The sequence below is a fragment of the Planomonospora parontospora genome (assembly GCA_014647935.1).
Lineage (GTDB): Bacteria > Actinomycetota > Actinomycetes > Streptosporangiales > Streptosporangiaceae > Planomonospora > Planomonospora parontospora.
Genome location: BMQD01000001.1, coordinates 240,335 through 255,793, shown reverse-complemented (window position 1 = coordinate 255,793; position 15,459 = coordinate 240,335). Strand labels below are relative to the sequence as shown.

At 74.2% G+C, this 15,459-nt stretch carries 12 protein-coding genes; 7 read left to right on the top strand and 5 right to left on the bottom strand.

All coding sequences use genetic code 11. The annotated features are described in order from the left end of the window. The first annotated feature begins 60 nt into the window (after positions 1-60). The 6 genes from IEZ07_RS01135 (at position 61) to IEZ07_RS01110 (ending at position 8,690) form a co-directional block, all read left to right on the top strand. Positions 61-2,070 carry a sensor histidine kinase gene (locus IEZ07_RS01135; protein WP_191893070.1) on the top strand — a complete coding sequence of 670 codons (2,010 nt, stop codon included), beginning with the start codon at positions 61-63 and terminating at the stop codon, positions 2,068-2,070. 79 nt (positions 2,071-2,149) lie between these two features. After that, positions 2,150-3,658: a BTAD domain-containing putative transcriptional regulator gene (locus tag IEZ07_RS36160; protein WP_191893069.1), complete on the top strand. Its 1,509-nt coding sequence runs from the start codon at positions 2,150-2,152 to the stop codon at positions 3,656-3,658. A gap of 2 nt (positions 3,659-3,660) precedes the next feature. After that, on the top strand, positions 3,661-5,835 hold the full coding sequence (locus IEZ07_RS01125; protein WP_239319254.1) for a sensor histidine kinase: 2,175 nt from the start codon (positions 3,661-3,663) through the stop codon (positions 5,833-5,835). 282 nt (positions 5,836-6,117) lie between these two features. Next, positions 6,118-6,393, top strand: a complete 276-nt coding sequence (locus IEZ07_RS01120; RefSeq protein ID WP_068894317.1) for a hypothetical protein — start codon at positions 6,118-6,120, stop codon at positions 6,391-6,393. 204 nt (positions 6,394-6,597) lie between these two features. Further along, positions 6,598-8,382, top strand: coding sequence for an NAD+ synthase (locus tag IEZ07_RS01115; protein WP_191893068.1), 1,785 nt, complete (start codon positions 6,598-6,600; stop codon positions 8,380-8,382). 41 nt (positions 8,383-8,423) lie between these two features. Next, a complete protein-coding gene (locus tag IEZ07_RS01110) occupies positions 8,424-8,690 on the top strand; it encodes a PDDEXK family nuclease (protein WP_191893067.1) in 267 nt (88 codons plus the stop codon). A 78-nt stretch (positions 8,691-8,768) separates the two neighbouring features. On the opposite strand, the gene IEZ07_RS01105 is transcribed toward IEZ07_RS01110, so the two are convergent. The 3 genes from IEZ07_RS01105 to IEZ07_RS01095 form a co-directional block, all read right to left on the bottom strand. Then, on the bottom strand, positions 8,769-9,386 hold the full coding sequence (locus tag IEZ07_RS01105) for a TetR/AcrR family transcriptional regulator (protein WP_191893066.1): 618 nt from the start codon (positions 9,384-9,386) through the stop codon (positions 8,769-8,771). A gap of 7 nt (positions 9,387-9,393) precedes the next feature. Next, entirely contained in the window at positions 9,394-10,953 is a 1,560-nt protein-coding gene (locus IEZ07_RS01100) for an MFS transporter (protein ID WP_191893065.1), read from the bottom strand. 118 nt (positions 10,954-11,071) lie between these two features. Then, on the bottom strand, positions 11,072-12,280 hold the full coding sequence (locus tag IEZ07_RS01095; RefSeq protein WP_191893064.1) for an MFS transporter: 1,209 nt from the start codon (positions 12,278-12,280) through the stop codon (positions 11,072-11,074). A gap of 161 nt (positions 12,281-12,441) precedes the next feature. On the opposite strand from IEZ07_RS01095, the gene panB reads away from it, so the two are divergent. Further along, complete coding sequence (panB, locus tag IEZ07_RS01090) at positions 12,442-13,302, top strand: 3-methyl-2-oxobutanoate hydroxymethyltransferase (protein WP_191893063.1); 861 nt, start codon at positions 12,442-12,444, stop codon at positions 13,300-13,302. Positions 13,303-13,461: 159 nt separating this feature from the next. Here the strand turns inward: panB and IEZ07_RS01085 are convergent, their stop codons facing one another. Both IEZ07_RS01085 and IEZ07_RS01080 read right to left on the bottom strand, forming a co-directional pair. Further along, the gene (locus IEZ07_RS01085; RefSeq protein WP_191893062.1) at positions 13,462-14,382 is read right to left on the bottom strand and encodes a threonine/serine dehydratase; all 921 of its coding nucleotides are present in this window, start codon (positions 14,380-14,382) and stop codon (positions 13,462-13,464) included. Positions 14,383-14,417: 35 nt separating this feature from the next. After that, on the bottom strand, positions 14,418-15,425 hold the full coding sequence (locus tag IEZ07_RS01080) for a DUF2278 family protein (protein ID WP_191893061.1): 1,008 nt from the start codon (positions 15,423-15,425) through the stop codon (positions 14,418-14,420). Between the last annotated feature and the right edge of the window lie 34 nt (positions 15,426-15,459).

Sequence of the window (15,459 nt, the reverse complement as noted above, 5' to 3'; positions counted from 1 at the left end):
GATTGCTGTCCGCGCCGGTTAGGGTCCTCTCACATCGTGTTTCGTGAAAGGACCGACCGTATGCGCGGGCTGGACAGGCTGTCCGCCGTGGTGGGCCCCGGGCGGGCGCGGGCCGCGGCGGCGGCGATCGCCGCGGCGGCCGTCGCCATGGAACTCGCCGACATCTGGGTGACCGCCCGGCTCCCGCAGTCCCCCTACACTCCGCTGCCGTTCGCCCCCGAGGACGTGGCGGGGACCGCCTTCCCGATCTTCGGAGCCCTGCTGGTCTTCCAGCGCCCGCGGCTGCTCGTCGGCTGGCTGCTGGCGGTGGGCGGGCTGGCCTGCGCCGCCAACATCCTGGCGGCCAACGTCGCCCGGCTGCACGCCCCGACCCCGTACTCCCCGGACGCGCCCGTGCTGCTGTGGGTGATCGTCGGCCAGAGCTGGGCGCTGGCCTCGTTCCTGCTGGGCGTGCTGCTGCCGCTGGTGCATCCGACCGGCCGGCCGCCCTCGCGCCGGTGGCGCCCCCTGATCGTCTTCGCGGGCGCGGTCATGGCGCTGGACGGTCTGCTCCAGGCGGCGGTCCTCCTCCGGGCGGTCCCCGCGCAGCCGGTCCTCAGAGAGGTCCTGCACTGGCTGTCGGCCGCGTCCATGGTGCTGGCGGTCGCCTCCCTCGCCGGGCGCCTGCGCGGGGCGGATCCGCTCGACCGGCGGCGGATCCTCTGCCCGCTGGTGGCGACGACGACCGTGGTCGTCCCCTGGGTGGTCGGCGACCCGGTCTGGTGGCTGGCCTCGTTCACCATCCCGCTCGTCCCCGCCGCGATCGCGTTCGCCATCCTGCGGCACCGGCTCTACGGCATCGACACGCTGATCACCCGCGCGCTGGTCGGCGCCGGCCTGGTGGGCGTCATCGGCGGCGTCTACGTGGCGGTGGGCACCGCCTCGAGCCTGCTGCTGTCCGACGTGGACCGGATCGGCGGCCTGCTCGCCGCGCTCTGCGCGGGGGCGTTCTTCCACCCGCTCCGTGGGGTGCTCCAGCGCGGCGCCGACCGCCTGCTCTACGGCAGCAGGGGCGATCCGGTGGCACTGGCCGCGGAGGTGCGGTCCCGGCTGCAGCGGGCCGACCCGGCCGGAGGGCTGCAGGCGGCCCTGGAGGTGCTGCGCGAGGGGCTCTCCGTCACCGGCGTGGCCGTGCGCTTCTCGCCCCGGCCCGCCACCGGGACCGCCGGGACCGCCGGACCCCACGCCGGGCCGACCGACGAGGTCTCGGGTGAGCTCGGCGAGGTGGCCCGGCGGGTCCCGCTGGTCTGGCACGGCGAGCCGGTCGGCCGGCTGCTCATCGGCCGCCCCGGAGCCCGGCGGCTGCCCGCGGCGCACAACGAGCGGGTCGTCTCCGCGCTCACGCCGTACATCGCGGACGCCGCCCACGCGGTCCTGCTGGTCGACACGCTGCGGCGCTCGCGTGAGCGGATCATCGCCACACGCGAGGAGGAGCGCCGCCGCCTCCGCCGCGACCTGCACGACGGCCTCGGCCAGTCGCTCAGCGGCATGGCCATGTCCATCAACGCGGCCCGGCTCTCCCTGCACACCTCCCCCGAGAGCGCCGAGCGGCTGCTCGACGGCCTGCGCTCCGGCATGGACAGCGTCACCAGCGACATCAGGCACCTGGTGTACGGCCTGCGCCCGCCGGCCCTGGACGACCTCGGCCTGGCCGGCGCCATCGGGGAGATGGCCGGGCCGGAGGTCGCGGTCGAGGTGCGCGGCGACCTCACCGGGCTGTCGGCCGCCGTCGAGGTCGCGGCCTACCGGATCGTGCAGGAGGCCCTGACCAACGCGCGCCGGCACGCCCGCGCCCGCACGGTCCGGGTCTCGCTGGAGCGGGGCGGGCAGCTGAGCGTCCGGGTGAGCGACGACGGCGTGGGCGTGCCCGCGGGCCGGCGCTCGGGGGTCGGGCTGGCGTCGATGCGCGAGAGGGCCGCGGAACTCGGCGGAACCTGCATGATCACCTCTCCGCCGGAGGGCGGCACCGTGGTTGAGGCGGTGCTTCCGCTGGCCAGCGGCACGGCCGTCGAGACGGGCCCGACCGGATAACCGATTCCTTACAGGATGCGAACGATGGTGAATTTTGCCGTATTGCCATAGTCCAGGTGGTCGTACCCTTACCACTGCGATGCTGACTTTCCGTGCCCTCGGACCGTTCCAGGCGCGCCACGGCGACGTGGTGCTCGACCTCGGCGGTCAACGCCAGATGGCGGTGCTTGCCCGGCTGCTCGTGGCCGGTGGCCGCGCCGTCCCGGTGAGCGTGCTCATCGACGAGCTCTGGCCGGGCGAACCCCCCGCCCAGGCCCTGTCCACCATCCAGGGATACGTCTCGCGGCTGCGGCGCGCGCTGGAGCCGGACCGCGCCCCCCGCAAGGAGGCCGGGGTCCTGGTCTCGGCCCCGCCGGGCTACGCGCTGCGCGCCACCGCCGAGCAGGTGGACTCCTGGCGTTTCGAGGGCGCCGTCAAACTCGACGGCGACCCGGCCGCGGTGTGGGCGCGCACGGAGGAGGCGCTCGCGCTCTGGCGGGGACCGGCGCTGGCCGAGTTCTCCGACCTGGCCTGGGCGGTGACCGAGGCGGGGCGGCTGGAGGAGCTCCGGCTGACCGCGGTCGAGCGCCGGGCCGACGCCGGGCTGGCCCTCGGCCACTCCGCCGCCCTGGTCGCGGACCTGGAGGCGCACGTCTCGGCCCACCCGCTCCGGGAGGAGGCCTGGCGGCTGCTCGCCCTGGCCCTCTACCGGGGCGGCCGGCAGGGGGACGCCCTCGGCGCGCTCCGGCGGGCCAGGGCCGTGCTCCGCGACGAGCTCGGGCTGGACCTGGGCGCCACGCTGCAGCGCCTGGAGTCGGACATGCTCGCCCAGGCCCCCCATCTGGACCCGCCCGCCCCCCGGGCCGCCCAGACCGTCCGGGTCGCGGCCCCGGAGGCGCCCGGGGAGGCGGGGACACCCCCGGGGACGCCCCTGGGAACGGCGACCGAGACCCTCCGCGTCGTCGTGGTCGACGACCAGGCGCTGGTCCGCACCGGCCTGCGGGTGGTGCTGGACAGCGAACCGGGCTTCGAACTCGCCGGGGAGGCCGAGAACGGCGAGCAGGCGATCGCGCTGGTCCGCGAGACCCGTCCCGACCTGGTGCTGATGGACATCCAGATGCCCCGGCTGGACGGCCTGACCGCCGCCCGCCGCATCCTCGCCGACGAGGACCCGCCCAAGGTGATCATGATGACCACGTTCGGCACCGACGACAACCTCTACTCCGCCCTGCGAGCCGGGGTGAGCGGCTTCGTCCTCAAGACCTCGGCCCCCGAGCAGCTCATCACCGCGATGCGCGCCGCGCAGGCCGGGGACGCGCTGATCGACCCGGCCGTCACCACCCGGCTGATCGCGGCCTTCGCCGGGCACTCCGACCCCGCGGCCCCGCCCGCGCTCGCCGGCCTCGGCGACGCCGAGCTGGATCTGCTGAAACTGATCGCCCGCGGGCTCACCAACCGGCAGATCGCCGCGACCCTGTCGGTCTCCGAGCCGTCCGTGGCCGAGTCGGTGGGCAAGCTCCTGGCGCACCTGGGGCTGTTCGACCGCGCGCAGCTCGTCGTCGCGGCGTACGAATCCGGCCTGGTCAACCCCGGTGACGTGAGCAGGTAGCGGTGTACGTGGAGGCGGGGGGCACCTCGGGCACGGGGTCGCGCGACGGCGTCGCGACCGGTGCCCGGGATGTGCCGCGCCGCGTCGTGACCGGTGCCCGGGATGTGCCGCGCCGCGTCGTGACCGGCGCCGGGGGCGTGCCGCGCCGCGTCGTGGACGCCGTCAGCCTCGACGTCCCGCGCCGGGGCCCGGTGGCCGCGCTGCTGGCCTCGCCGCGGCGGCTCGCCCCCGTCGTGGTCGCCGTGCTGGCCGTGGCGCTCACCGTCACCGGGTCCGCCGCGGGCCTGGGCCTGCCGCCCGAGTGGTCCCTCGACGTGCCCGCCTCCCCCGACCACGCGGCGGGGCTGATCTTCCCCGTGGTGGGCGCGTTCCTGCTGGCGCACGGCGTCCGCCCGATCACGGGCTGGCTGATGTGCGCCGGCGGCCTGGGCTGCGCGGTCCACGTCTTCGCGGACTCGGCCATGTTCGCCGCCGCCTCCTCCGGGGACCTCACCGCCGCCGGCTACCTGCGCTGGCTCAGCGTCGTGGGCTGGGGCACCGGCGGCATGCTGCTCGCCGTCGTCCTCCCGCTGCACTCCCCCGACGGCCGCCTGCCGTCGCCGCGCTGGCGGCCGGTCGCGGCGCTGGGCGTCGCCGTGCTGGTCGTGCAGGCCACCGTGCAGATCCTCCGCCCGACGCCCCGCCCGGAGGTCTACCCCTACCCGCGGGTGATCCCCAACCCGCTCGCGGTGGAGGCGCTGGCCCCCTACCACCGGCCGTCGCTGCTGGTCCTCAGCACCCTGGTCTCGGCGCTCGTGGTCACGGCCGTGCTCTCCCTGGTCCTGCGCCTGCGCCGGGCCGATCCCGTCGTCCGCCGGCAGATCGCCTGGCCGCTGTCGGCCTTCGCGGTCTACAGCGTCTGCCTGATCGCCGGACCGGACTGGTGGCTGGCCGCCACGATCTGGACCGGCCTGATCCCGGTGGCCATCGCCTTCTCCGTGCTGCGCTACCGGCTGTACGGCATCGACACCGTGATCAGCCGGGCCTTCGTGGCCGCCGGGCTGGTCGCCGCGGTCAGCGTCGTCTACTTCGGCGCGGGCGCCCTCGCCGGGATGGCCCTGTCGGACTACGACCGGGTCGGCGGCCTGGTCGCCGCGCTGTTCGCGGGCGCCTTCTTCCACCCGCTCCGCCACCTGCTCCGGCGCCTGGTCGACCGGCTCATGTACGGCACGCACGGCGACCCGGCGGTCCTGGCCGCCCGGCTGGCCCGGGAGGTCGGGGAGGCCGAGCCCGCGGGCGCGCTGGCGGCCGTCGCCGCCGTGATCCGCGACGGGCTCTGCGTCACCGGCGTCACGATCGAGGTGCGCGGCCCGGGCTCCCGGCGGGTGACGCTCGGCCTGCCGGGGCCCGCGCCGCGCGCGGTGCCGCTGGTCTGGCACGGCGAGCCGGTCGGCCGCCTGCTGATCGGCTCACCGGGGCCGCGCAGGTTCGCCGCGGCCCACAACGAGCGGCTGATCGCCGCGGCGACGCCGTACGTGGCCGACGTGGCGCACGCCGTACGGATGACCGCCGACCTGCAGCGCTCCCGCGAGCGCATCCTGACCGCCCGGGAGGAGGAGCGCCGCCGTCTCCGCCGGGACCTGCACGACGGGCTGGGCCACGCGCTGACCGACATGGCCATGTCGATCAACATGGCCAGGATCAGCCTGCGCGCCGCCCCGGCCTCCGCCGACCGGCTCCTGCTCGACCTGCGCAGCGGGATGGACTCGGTCAGCCAGGAGATCAGGGAGCTGGTGTACGGCCTGCGCCCGCCGACCCTGGACGAGCTCGGGCTGGCCGGCGCCGTGCGGGCCCTGGCGTCCGAGGGGGAGCCGCCGGTGACGGTGGAGACCTCGGGCGAACTGTCCGACCTCCCGGCGGCGGTGGAGGTGGCGGCCTACCGGATCGCCCAGGAGGCCCTGACCAACGTGCGCAAGCACGCCCGGGCGCGCACCGCGACGGTCTGCCTGCGGCACGAGGGCTCCTCGCTCACGGTCCGGATCACCGACGACGGGCGCGGCCTGCCCGAGGCGTCCCGGTCGGGGATCGGCCTGGTCTCGATGCGCGAGCGCGCCACCGAGCTCGGCGGGAGCTGTGTGATCGTCGGCGCCCCCGGCGGCGGCACGGCCGTGGAGGCCGTCCTCCCCCTGCCCGGCTGACCGCCGCACGCCCGGCCGGGCGTGCGGGCCCGGCCGCCCCCCGGCTCCTCCCGGCCGGGAGAAGACGCGCCGGGCGTCTCGCAAGGGTTGATCAATGTGTTTATCGATCATGTCCATCAGTAGTTAGATCGTTACACTTCGTGTTTTCGGCCGGAGGAGGCCAGGGAAGCACAGCTGGCGTACGGCGGTTCCCGGCTCGTCCGGGCCGTCGCACAGGGCCCTTTAGGGTGCTCCATCCCATGCGCCGGCGGAGGCCGGCGGAACAGAGAGGAAACATCCACCATGACCATGACGAAGTTGCGGCGTGCCCTGGTGATCGCGGGAGCCGCCTCGGCCCTGGGACTGGCCTTCCAGACCGCCGCCCTGGCCGGCGGCGGCACGAGCTTCGAGCAGAACTCCAGCAGCGCCGGCAAGTTCGGCGCCTTCAACAGCAGCGTCCTGTCCGGCACCGGTGGAGGCCACGGCGGTCACGGCAGCGGCGTCTTCTTCAAGCAGTCCTACAGCCAGGCCGGTCCCGGCGGCGCCAGCAGCAACTCCACCACCAGCGCCGCCAACTGAGCCCTGACCGGCTCTGACCGGCTCTGACCGGCTCTGACCGGCTCTGACCGGCACCTCCCCGGCGGCTCCGCCGGGGACCTCCGGACCGCCCGCGCCCGCGGTCCGGAGCGGTGGCGGTTCCCCGCCGGCGGGGGTTCCCGCCGGCGGGGAGTCCTGCGGGATCCACGGGACCGGCCCTCCGCCGCCCGGGAATAGGGTGGGAGCGTGGCTCAACTCCGAATCGCACTTGCCCAGACCAACCCCGCGGTCGGCGACCTGACCGCCAACGCCGACAAGCTCGTCGAGTGGACCCGCCGCGCCGCCGACCGCGGCGCGCATCTGGCGGTCTTCACCGAGATGTTCCTCACCGGCTACCCGGTCGAGGACCTGGTGCTGCGGAACTCGTTCGTGGAGGCGTCCATCGCGGCGGTCGAGGCCGCGGCCCGGCGGCTGGCCGAGGAGGGGCTCGGCGAGATCCCCGTGGTCGTCGGCTACGTCGACCGCGCCGACCGCGCCCCGCGCGTGGGGCAGCCCAAGGGCGCCCCGCTGGACGCGGCGGCGCTCCTGTACCGGGGGCAGGTGGTCGCCAGGACCGCCAAGCACCACCTGCCGAACTACGGCGTCTTCGACGAGTACCGCTACTTCGTGCGCGGCGACCGGTTGCCGATCTTCCGGCTGCACGGCGTCGACGTGGCGATCGCGGTCTGCGAGGACCTCTGGCAGGACGGCGGCCCGGTCGCGGTGGCGGCCGAGGCCGGAGCCGGGCTGCTGGTGGTGCCGAACGCCTCGCCGTACGAGCGGGAGAAGGACGACGTGCGCCTGGAGCTCGTCTCCCGGCGGGCGCGGGAGGCCGGATGCGCGCTCGCCTACGCCAACCAGGTCGGCGGGCAGGACGAGCTGGTCTTCGACGGCGACTCGATCGTCGTCTCCGCCTCGGGCGAGCTGGTCGCGCGGGCCGCGCGGTTCACCGAGGAGCTGCTGGTGACCGACCTGGACCTGCCCGAGGCCACGTACGGCGGGCTCGGCTCCTTCGAGGTGGACGCCGGGGACGGGACCGTCATCACGGTGGAGCGGCTGGAGCTGTCGGCCCGCCCGCTGGAGCCGTACGACCCCGAGCCCCCGTCGGTCGCCGGGCACCTGGACGACACCGCCGAGGTCTACAGCGCGCTGGTGCTGGCCGTGCGCGACTACGTCGCCAAGAACGGCTTCCGGTCGGTCATCCTCGGCTTGTCCGGCGGCATCGACTCGGCGCTGACGGCCACCATCGCCTCCGACGCGATCGGCCCCGACCGGGTCCACGTGGTGCTGATGCCCTCGCGCTACTCCTCCGACCACTCCCTCGGCGACGCCCAGGAGCTCGTCGACCGGCAGGGGGTCAACGCCCGGGTCGTGCCGATCGCCGCCATGGTGGAGGCCTTCGAGAAGGAGCTCTCGCTGACCGGCCTGTCGGAGGAGAACCTCCAGGCCCGGGTGCGCGGCATGATCCTGATGGGCCTGTCCAACGAGCACGGCCACCTGGTCCTGACCACCGGCAACAAGAGCGAGCTGGCCACCGGCTACTCGACGCTCTACGGCGACTCCGCGGGCGGCTTCGCCCCCATCAAGGACGTGCTCAAGACCCTGGTGTGGGAGCTGGCCCGCTGGCGCAACGCCCAGGCGGGCCTCGAGAGCGAGTTCCTGCACGGCTTCGCGGTCCCGCCGATCCCGGAGAACTCCATCACCAAGGAGCCCAGCGCCGAGCTCCGCCCCGGCCAGCGCGACACCGACTCCCTGCCGGAGTACGACGTGCTGGACCGGCTCCTGGACGACTACGTGGAGAAGGACATGGGCTCGGCCTCCCTGGTCGCCGCCGGGCACGACCCCGACCTGGTCGCCCGGGTCATCCGCCTGGTCGACCTGGCCGAGTACAAGCGGCGGCAGTACCCGCCGGGCCCGAAGATCACCCCGAAGAACTTCGGCCGCGACCGCCGCCTGCCCATCACCAACCGCTGGCGCGAGACCGCCCCCTGACGGCCGGCCTCCGGCCCTCCCTGAGATCGGTCCGTGCCCGGGTGACGACGGAGCCGCGCCCGGGCACGGACCGATCCCTCCTTTTCATCGTCAAGCCCTCCTCCTACGCCGCCGCCGGCGTCCCGGTGTTCATGCGGGTGGAGCTGCACGGCGAGGAGGGCGCGGTGCCCCTGGTGGAGGTGTTCACCGCCGAGGAGGGCGAGTACGTCAAGGTCGCGGCGGCGCGGGCCGGGCAGACGCTCTCCCTGGCCGAGCCGTACGAGATCACCTTCGACCCGGCCGTCCTGGCCGGACCGCGCCGCCGCTGACCGGCCGTCCCGGTCGGACCGCGCCGCCGGCCGGCAGCGTCCTCACCCGGCCGCGTCGCCGACGGGCCGTACGGGCGCTCAGCGGGGCGCGAGACCGGCCATGAGGTGGTCGACCATGCGCTCGACGAGATCCTCGGGGTGCTCCTCGACCCCGCCGAACCCGGCCGACTTGACGTACCACATCATGCTGCCGACCACCGTCGCCATCGCGACCGGGAGGTCGAGGTCGGGCCGGAGCTCGCCCGTCTCGATCCCCCGGCGCAGCAGCGCCCCCAGCGCCTCCCGGCGGGGCTTGATCACCGCCTGCCGGATCCGCTCCACCAGCTGGGGGTGGCGGCCCGCCTCGTTCATCGCGATGTTCATCACGCACCGGCTCCGCACGTCGCACGCCTCCCGGCCGATGACCTCCAGGTAGACGGCGAGGTCCTCGCGGACGGTCCGGCCCTCCAGCGGAGGGATCGGCGCCTTGAGCGTGGCCAGCGCGTCGACGACCAGGTCCTCCTTGCTGGACCAGCGCCGGTAGATCGTGGTCTTGCCGACGCCCGCGCGGGCGGCGACGGCCTCGATGGAGAGCTCGGAGAGGCTCACGCTCTCACTGATCAGGTCGAGGGTCGCCTCGATGATCGCCTTCTCCGCCCTGGCGCTGCGGGGACGGCCCGCGGGGCGGGCGGGCCGGGTCTCGTCCGTGGTCGTCATAGCGCGCCTACACTACCGCTGGTTCCTTGCCGTGCTCCCTGTCCGGTTCCGCGGCGGGGGCGTGCTTGCCGGGCAGCCACTTCAGCACCACCAGCGCTCCGGCCAGGGCGATGCCGGCCGAGACCAGGGCGGTGAGGTGCATGCCGTCCAGGAAGGCCCGGAAGGCGGGCTCCATCAGCGCGGCGCCGCGCTCGCCGAGCCCTTGGGCGACGGCGAGGGTGCCGGGCAGGGACTCGCCGGCGAGGTGCCGGGCGTCCTCCGGCAGACCGGCCAGAGCCGGGGTGATCCCGTCGCGGTAGGCGGCCGAGAGCAGCGAGCCGAGCAGGGCGACGCCGAGCGCGCCGGCGACCTGGCGGACGGTGTTGCTCATGGCCGAGCCGACACCGGCCTTCTCGCGGGGCAGCGCCTCCATGATGGCGGTGGTCGCCGGGGGCATGATGTTGGCCATCGCCGCGCCCTGGACGAAGAAGACGACCTCGATGAAGAGGATCGGGGTGTGCCGGTCCATCAGCGCGTAGGCGGCCAGCGCGGCGGCCACGATCACCATGCTGACGGTCGCCGTCGGCTTGGCGCCGAAGCGCCCGGCCATCCGCTGGCTGAGCGGGGCGAAGATGAGCTGCGCCGCGGCGAACGGGATCATCAGGGCCCCGGCCTGCAGCGCGCTGAAGCCCAGCACGATCTGCAGGTAGAAGACCAGGAAGAACATCGCGCCCATCATCGCGAAGAACACGATGCCGACCATGGCGATCGCGGTGGAGAAGCGCGGGTCGCGGAAGTAGGTGACGTCGAAGGCCGGGTGGTCGATGCGGCGCTCGTACCAGACGAAGGCGGCCAGGACGGCCAGGCCCAGAATCGTCGGGACGAGGACCTCGGCGCTGGCGACCGTGGCGAGCTCGCCTCCGCGGATGATGCCGTAGGTGACGGCGACGAGGCCCACGATGGACAGCAGCACGCCGACCGGGTCGAGCCTGGACGGCCGGGGGTCGCGCGACTCGGGCACGACCAGTCCGATCAGCACCATGCTGACCAGCACGATCGGCAGGTTGATCAGGAAGACCGAGCCCCACCAGAAGTGCTCAATGAGCAGCCCTCCGGTGATGGGGCCGATCGCCACGGCCAGGCCGACGCCGCCGGCCCAGACGCCGATCGCCTTGCCGCGCTCGGCCGGCGGGAAGACGTTGGAGATGATCGCCAGCGTGGCGGGCATGATCGCGGCTCCGCCCACGCCCATGAACGCGCGGGCGACGATCAGCTGCATCGGGTCCTGGGCGTAGGCGCTGGCCAGCGAGGACAGACCGAACAGGACCATGCCGATCAGCAGCATGCGCTTGCGGCCGGTCCGGTCGCCGATCACCCCGAAGGTGAACAGCAGTCCGGCGAAGACGAGGGTGTAGGAGTTGATCGCCCACTCGAGCTCGCTCTGGGTGGCGCCCAGCCCTTCGGCCGGGTCGGCGATCGTCTTCAGTGCGACGTTGAGGATGGTGTTGTCGAGCACGACCGCCAGGAGGCTGAAGACCAGCACTCCGAGGATCTGCCAACGTCTCGGATGACCGAGCTTCTGGTCCACGGGAACCCCTGTTTCGATACGCTCTAGTTTCGCAACGAGAGCGTATCGCTATCTATTTCGATACGCAACAGCACCGTTTCGTATTAACCCCGCGTTCACCTCCCCCGTGCGCCCGGGGTCAGGCGGTCGTCTTCGCGGTGACCGGTCCGGGCTCCCCCGTCGGAGGGCGCGACCCCGCGCGGAACGGCAGGGCGACCAGCACCATCGCCACGCTCACCAGACCGGCGGCCGCGAAGGCCCAGCCCGGGCCGGGGCCGTCGATGACCGCGCCTGCGACCGGCGCGGAGACCGCCCCGCCCAGCAGGAGCGCCGTGCCGTGCAGGCCCATCGCCTCGCCCCGGGCCCCGGCCGGCACCATGCGGGTGACCGCCTCGACGGTGGAGGAGATGCCGGGCGCGCACAGCACCCCGGCCGGGACGAGCGCGATGAGCACCCAGCGCCAGTCGTCCCCCACCAGGCCGACCGGGACGGTGAGCAGGCCCATGGCGCCGATCAGGACCAGGGGGGAGAAACCCCGGGGCAGCCCGCCGTAGACGAGGCCGCCCAGCAGCGAGTAGAGGCACCAGATCCCGATCGCCAACCCCGTCCAGGCCGTGTCGCCCGCCCGGTTCATCGTCGCGACCAGCGACAGCTCGGTGGCGGTCAGCACGAAGGTGGCCGCCGAGGCGGTGCCTAGCAGGGTGACCAGTCCCGGGGTCAGCCACCGGCGCCGGGAGACCTTCTCCGCCGGAGCGGCCAGTTCCTCGGCGGAGCGGACCGGCGGGTTCAGCATGACCAGCGCCGTCCCGGAGCCGACCAGACCGGCCGCGATGGCGCACATCGTCCACCTGCCGCCGAGCGCGGTCATCCCGGCCACCCCGAGCGCGGGCCCGGCCATGTAGGACAGCTCCACCAGGATCGAGTCCGCGGAGAAGCCGATCCTGCGCTGGTCCTCGGGGACCATGGCCGCCAGGCACTGCCGGATCACGCTGAACACCGGCAGCGCCAGCAGGCCCGCCAGCGCGGAGGCGACGACCAGCACGGGGAACGGCATCGCCCACGCCGTGGCCCAGAAGAGCGCCTGGGCGGCGGTGGTCGTCAGCAGGACGGGGCGCAGGCCGTAGGAGTCGACGAACCGCCCGGCCAGCGGCGCCCCCACCGCCATGCCCGCCGTGCAGGCCGCGGTCACCACGCCCGCCCAGGTATAGCCGAGACCGAGTCCCTCGGCCACGTGCAGGACGAGGGTGATGTTCACCGCGGTGGACGGGATGCGCGCGAGCAGGCCCACGAGCAGCAGCGTCCGCACCCCGGGCAGCGCCAGCAGACGACGGTAAGGTTCCATTGCCATTTTTATTGCTTACCTCCGCCTGCATTGTGCCGCACCCGGCCGACACCCCCGCCACCGGATTACCGGCGAGTCAAGGGGTGTTTAACCCATCGGACGCATGTCATCATCGGAACCGTCCGGGGACGCCACAGGGGCGCCTCGAGACTCTCAGGAGGCTTTCCGTGTCCTCTTCCGTGCCCTCTTCCGTCTCCGTCCCGCAGACCACCGCCCTGTACGGCGGGCAGTCCGGGCGAAGGATCACCGTGCGCGACATCGCCGCCGCCAAGGAGCGCGGCGAGAAGTGGCCGATGGTCACCGCGTACGACGCGATGACCGCCCGGGTCTTCGACGAGGCCGGCATCCCGGTGCTGCTCGTCGGCGACTCGGCCGCCATGGTCGTCTACGGCCACGACTCGACGCTGCCCGTCTCCGTCGACGACCTGATGCCGCTGACCGCGGCCGTGGTGCGCGGCTCCTCCCGGGCGCTGGTCGTCGCCGACCTGCCGTTCGGCTCCTACCAGGCCTCCACCCAGCAGGCGCTGGAGACGGCCGTGCGGTTCATGAAGGAGGCGGGCGCCCACGCGGTCAAGCTGGAGGGCGGGCGCAGGGTCCTCCCCCAGGTCGAGGCCCTGGTCGCGGCCGGCATCCCGGTCATGGCCCACCTCGGCCTGACCCCGCAGTCGGTCAACGCCTTCGGCGGCTACCGGGTGCAGGGCCGCGGCCAGTCGGGCGACGAGCTGATGGCCGACGCCAAGGACCTGGCGGCGGCCGGGGCCTTCTCCGTCGTCCTGGAGTGCGTCCCCGCCGACCTGGCCGAGCGGGTCACGGCCTCCCTGCCGATCCCCACGATCGGCATCGGCGCCGGTCCGGCCACCGACGCCCAGGTCCTCGTCTGGCAGGACCTGATGGGCCTCACCGCCCGCCCGGCCAAGTTCGTCAAGAAGTACTTCAACCTGGCCGAGGAGATGGACCGCGCGGTCCGCGCCTTCGCCGACGAGGTGACCAGCGGGGCCTTCCCCACCGCCGAGCACAGCTACCGCTGATCCCACCGGCCGCCCGCCGTACCACCAGGCCGGTACGGCGGGCGGCGCCGGTCCGCGTCGGGCATCGGGTCCGGGCCGTGGAAGCACTCACCCACCGGCGGCCACCCGGCGCCGGGCCTGCCCGCAGAGGCCTGCCCGATGCCGGCCCGCCGGTTCCCGTCAGGCGAGTGTGGCGGGGTCGGTGTTGGCGCCGCAGACGATGACGGCGACCCGCTCCCCGGGGGCGGGCGTGTAGGCGCCGCAGCGCAGGGCGGCCAGGGCCGCGGCTCCGGCGTGCTCGGCGGCGACCCGGTAGGACCGCCACAGCTCGTGGCGGGCCTCGACGATGGCCTCGTCGGGCACCAGGACGCTCTCCACCCCGGCGGCGCTGGTGACGTCGTAGGCGATCCGGCCGATCAGGCTGGCGCCGAGCGCGTCGGCGCCCACCCCGCTCACCTCCACCCGGACCGGCCCTCCGGCGGCCAGGGCGCGGTTCAGGGTCGGGATCCGCTCGGGCTCCACCGCCACGACCCGGGCCCGGCCGCCGAGCGCGGCCGTCACCCCCGCGACCAGCCCGCCGCCGCCGACGGCGACGAGCACGGTGTCGACCCCCCCGCTCTGCTCCAGCACCTCCAGCCCGACCGTGCCCTGACCGGCGACCACGTCGGGCTGGTCGTAGGCGTGGATCTCCAGTGCTCCGGTCTCCGCGGCCCGCTTGACGGAGGCCTCGTAGGCCTCGGCGTAGATCGCACCGGTCTGGGTCACCTCCGCCTCCAGCGCCCGCAGCCCGGCCACCTTCACCGGGCTGGACACCGTCGGGACGAAGATCTCGGCCCGCAGCCCCAGCGCCCGCGCGACGTGCGCCACCGCCAGGCCGTGGTTGCCGCCGCTGGCCGCGATCAGTCCCGCCTCGGGCAGGTCTCCCGCCTCCCGCGCGGCCAGGGCGCGGTTGAAGCCGCCCCTGGCCTTGAACGACCCGGAGTGCTGCACGGTCTCCAGCTTCAGCAGCAGCCCCGGCTCCGCCTCCAGCAGCGGGGTACGGCGGGCATGCCCCGCGATGCGCACCGCCGCCCGCTCCACGTCCTCCGTCGACACGCTCACCCGCGGTACCCCTCGCCCATATCCCGGATCACACCTCAGAAGGTCAGCGTCCAGCCCTCGCGCCGGCCCTGCGCCGAAGTGTAGGAGACCCCGTGGACCCTGAGTCCGGCCGCGTCCAGCAGGGTGATCGTGCCGCCGCCGTCGTCCAGCGCGAACGGCTCCCCGACCGGCACGGCGAGGACCGCGCCGGGGGCCAGCGCCCCCGCCGGGAGCGGGAGGGCGTTCCCCCGCCGGTCGGCGAGCCGCCAGCCGTCGAGGTCCACCGGGGCGGGCGAGGCGTTCAGCAGGGTGACGGTCTCACCTCCCGGCCCGGGTCCGGCGGGGTTGACCAGCGCGGCCACGATCCGGACGGGCTCCTCGCCGGGGCCGGGCCGGGACGGGACCTCGTCCAGGGCGTGCCCGGTGACGTCGTCGGTGTGCCAGGACTGGGACTGGAAGGCCAGGAAGATCGCCACCCACCGCGACTCGCCCGGGAAGGACAGCAGTAGCCCGCCGTCCTGCCAGACGCCGTCGTCGCCGCGGAAGCGCCGCGAATTGCCCTGGTTCATGTGGATGTCGTGCACGCCGTTGCCGGGCAGGAAGCCGAAGACCTTGTCCCGGGTGCGGGGTTCGGGACCCCACCGCTCGCCGAAGGCGTAGACGATCGCGGCGGGGTCGGCGACGGCCCGCTCGACGTAGTGGTCGAACTTGTCCGCCAGGTCGTTGTCCACCCCGGGCACGTCGGGCGGGAGCGCTCGCATCGCGGCCGGGTCGAACAGGTTGCCCCGGACGAAGTCCAGCGCGGCCCCGCCGGGGGCGGACGCCAGGGCGGTCCAGCCCCCGGCGGTCCGCGGCAGCAGCGCGGTCAGCGGGTGCCGGAAGTCCTCGTCGGCGTGGTAGAGCAGCTCGGAGGGGGCCTGCTGGGACAGGACGTTGACCGCGACCCGGTATGAGACCCCCGCGTCGTCGGTCAGGTGGAGCTGGTAGTGGGGGGTGTCGGTCGACCCCTCCCGCCGCCGCTCGACGGCCCGGCCGGCCAGGACCCCGTAGCTCTTCAGCGGCATCGCGCCACCCCCGCAGGACGCTCACGGAAGGGCG

Excerpts from the sequence above, each read along its gene's own strand:
- IEZ07_RS01135 (WP_191893070.1), top strand. The coding sequence starts at position 61 with ATGCGCGGGCTGGACAGGCTGTCCGCCGTGGTGGGCCCCGGGCGGGCG.
- IEZ07_RS36160 (WP_191893069.1), top strand. The coding sequence starts at position 2,150 with ATGCTGACTTTCCGTGCCCTCGGACCGTTCCAGGCGCGCCACGGCGAC.
- IEZ07_RS01120 (WP_068894317.1), top strand. The coding sequence starts at position 6,118 with ATGACCATGACGAAGTTGCGGCGTGCCCTGGTGATCGCGGGAGCCGCC.
- IEZ07_RS01105 (WP_191893066.1), bottom strand. The coding sequence starts at position 9,386 with ATGACGACCACGGACGAGACCCGGCCCGCCCGCCCCGCGGGCCGTCCC.
- IEZ07_RS01095 (WP_191893064.1), bottom strand. The coding sequence starts at position 12,280 with ATGGCAATGGAACCTTACCGTCGTCTGCTGGCGCTGCCCGGGGTGCGG.
- IEZ07_RS01080 (WP_191893061.1), bottom strand. The coding sequence starts at position 15,425 with ATGCCGCTGAAGAGCTACGGGGTCCTGGCCGGCCGGGCCGTCGAGCGG.